Below are 1,535 nucleotides of genomic sequence, written 5' to 3' on the forward strand. Positions count from 1 at the left end.
GCTATATTCTCTTTTATTTATGGTAGTTGATTCACAATATTTTCTAAAAATTCGTCTACCTTTTCTTTTGATGTATCCGGTGTATGATAACCAATCGTAAATGTAAGTCTTCCATTATAAGAACTTGCACCCATTGAAAAGAATGGCGCATACATAATGGGTGATGTCATATACCCGTCCTCAGCTTGAACTTCGCCAAACTGAATAGGTTCATCAGCGATCACCCCGAAATTTGTCAGTAATGGCAATGCCATCCCCATCTGTAAAGCCTGTTCGTATTGCTGACTATACATTTCCTTCACCACAGATAGCTTCATACCTGCCAGTAGCTCCATTCCTGCTGCTGAAGAAAGACCTGGATTTTGAGACTTTATTTTATCCATTGATTGTTTAATTCGAACGAGAGTCTGATTAAATGATTCATCATCCTCCATTTTAATCACTGGCATTTCCATGCCAGATAAGTTGCAAATAGCACCAGTTGTATAATTAGGCAGATATCGACGTAAATCAATTGTTAAACCGATCATTTTTTCTGCGGTGCGAGGTTCTGCATACACAGTGAACTGTGATAAAGCTCGGAAGTATGCAGTCATGATTACATCATTCAAGGTAGCCTGTTGTGCTTTTGTCCATTGAGTTAGACGTAGAGATTGCTCATGGCTCAACCGCCGTACGGACATTTGGGGGGATTTATTTTTGTTGGATTGAGATGGAAAAGACCATAACGATGCCTGTTGTTCTTGGTTAGGACGATACGCACTTTTTATGTCCGATATTCCAGCATATTTGAATACATGTGATTGATCTCGAAAACCCTCATTTCCCTCACCAAACTCCTTTATAATTTGATCCTTAGATTGCCCCAAGGAAAGTTGAGTATAAATTGCTCCAAGCAAATTAATATATTCCTTGACCCCTGCACCATCTGAACATAGATGAGATAATTTCACAACTAACACGTCTGTTGTAGTGCCTCGTAATAATTTTGTTTGAACCATAGGCCCATGAATACGATCACCGGGTTCCTTAATAAAATCTATTGCCATTATTTCAAGTTCTTGATCATTTCCTTCTGTAAAAAGACAAATAGGTGAGTTAGTGGCAGATGAATGTTCCTCCCAGTAAGGAATATCATTTTCTACAAACCGGCTGTTCAAAACCGGCTGCAATTGTAACGTTATCCTTACTGATTGTTCAAGTATTTCCTTTGATATACCTACAGGAAAATAAAGAACTGCATTAATTTGTTGATCTGCAGCATAAAGACCTAATAAATAATTCATTCGATCTTGAGGTGTTACTGAAAACTTTCTTTGTTCCATAATTTCGTCCCCCTTTTAAGACTTTTTTCGTATAACCTTATTCTCCATATGGTTGTAACTTTTCTAGTCACTTTTCTTCAAGAACAAATAATTTTTATTTTTTATTTTTGAAGAAAGCATCTTTTCCGTACTGGTCCCATTATTTTATTATTATTAACCCTCCCTATCTCTTTCGTTAAAATCAAACGAATGTTAATTTCGTTTATATAT

Annotated in this window: 1 protein-coding gene; it reads right to left on the minus strand. The window is 36.5% G+C overall.

Going from position 1 to position 1,535, the window contains the following annotated elements; genetic code table 11:
- Nucleotides 1–17: 17 nt before the first annotated feature.
- Nucleotides 18–1,325: a condensation domain-containing protein gene (locus tag KI356_RS26505; RefSeq protein ID WP_212936940.1), complete on the minus strand. Its 1,308-nt coding sequence runs from the start codon at nucleotides 1,323–1,325 to the stop codon at nucleotides 18–20.
- Nucleotides 1,326–1,535: the final 210 nt, after the last annotated feature.

The sequence above is a fragment of the Bacillus hominis genome, assembly GCF_018332515.1.
Taxonomy (GTDB): Bacteria; Bacillota; Bacilli; order Bacillales; family Bacillaceae_G; genus Bacillus_A; species Bacillus_A hominis.